Origin of the sequence: Bradyrhizobium sp. AUGA SZCCT0222 (assembly GCF_018130205.1) — a bacterium.
In the GTDB taxonomy this organism is placed as follows: Bacteria; Pseudomonadota; Alphaproteobacteria; order Rhizobiales; family Xanthobacteraceae; genus Bradyrhizobium.
The window spans coordinates 1-1,420 of record NZ_JAFCLX010000101.1 but is presented as its reverse complement, the minus strand read 5'-3'; the positions used below and the strand labels follow the sequence as shown (position 1 = coordinate 1,420).

At 59.4% G+C, this 1,420-nt stretch carries 1 protein-coding gene; it reads left to right on the top strand.

The genetic code is table 11. From position 1 onward, the window contains the following. Nucleotides 1–248 precede the first annotated feature (248 nt). Nucleotides 249–1,121: a L,D-transpeptidase gene (locus JQ629_RS36895; RefSeq protein ID WP_212416792.1), complete on the top strand. Its 873-nt coding sequence runs from the start codon at nucleotides 249–251 to the stop codon at nucleotides 1,119–1,121. The last annotated feature ends 299 nt before the right edge of the window (nucleotides 1,122–1,420 follow it).

Sequence of the window (1,420 nt, the reverse complement as noted above, 5' to 3'; positions counted from 1 at the left end):
GACACATGACTTGCACCCGACCGCAAGCCGAACGTCAGAATCTCCTTGCAATGCGGGCGTCGTCCACACATGACCCAAAGCCGCCGTTAACGAAAGAGAGCAGCGTGTCCGCTCGGCCTAATTTTTATGTTGCCGAACAAGAGTTCGGCGTTAACCACCGCTAACGGTTCCAGTCTGGGCGAAATCGATTGCAAGTTTCTTAAATTTTGCTGGGTACCTCTTCCGGGCATAGTGACCTGGGGAAAGATATGAGCAAGCGGGCCAAACGTGGAAAGGCGGAGACATTCGCACTACCAATGGTCGGGAGAGTTGCAATTGGCGCCGTGGCGGTCGCCGCATTGGGGTACAGTTTGCTGTCTCGCCCGACGAGCGTGCAACCGATACGAAAGCCGTCCGCGCACCAAGCCATGGCGTCGTCAACTCCGGTTCACGTGTCAGCTCCAGTTCATGCACCAGCGTCAGCTCCGGCTCCGATTTCGGCTCCGATTTCGGCTCCGCCGCCTCAATTCGAAACACCAAAAGCCGCTGACCTTCCCGGACCATTTGTTCGGCAGGTGGTTGACTACGCCAGCCACCAGACGCCGGGCACCGTGATCATCGATACCAAAAACACATTCCTTTATTTCGTTCTGAACCACGCGCAAGCGATGCGATACGGAATCGGTGTTGGCCGCGAAGGTTTCACGTGGTCCGGTGAACAGGCGGTGGCCCGTAAGACAGAATGGCCGGATTGGCGTCCGCCTGCAGACATGCTTGTGCGTCAGCCTTATCTGCCGCGATTCATGGCAGGCGGTCCCGGCAACCCGCTCGGCGCGCGGGCGATGTATCTAGGCGAGACTGAATATAGAATTCACGGTACCAACAAGCCCGATACGATCGGGAAGCGGGTTTCGTCCGGCTGTATCCGGCTGACCAATGAGGACATCGTGGACCTCTATGAGCGGGTGAAAGTCGGAGCGAAAGTGATCGTGCTTCCGGCAACCGCTGCCCGTCGACCATCCCAGGGAGCGCCGCCCGACGCCGCTTTCCGATCGCCGGACCCGGTATTGCCGTCGAACCGGCCCTCGGCAACCAACGCGCAGATGCTGTCATCTGGACCGAAGATCGCCGAGGTCCAGTAACTCAGTCCTCCGCCCTCGGTCTGCAACATTCGGGTCGCCGCTTTTAAGTCAGCTTCTGGGAACTTTTCGCACCTCGCGCAATTTCCCGGTCGAGTTCGTCATGGGCACCAGAGCGGACATCAGCCAACGCCTGCGGATACGGTGATGCGCCTGTTGACGGACGCGCGGCTGGCAACGGGCGAGCTGAGCGGCATTACCGCTGTCATGCCCGCGAAGGCGGGCAGGTGGATTCACACTCGAAGTGCAACACTTGGGCAAAGGACTCCGCAGGGGTCCTGTAGTCAAGGCATTTGCGCGGG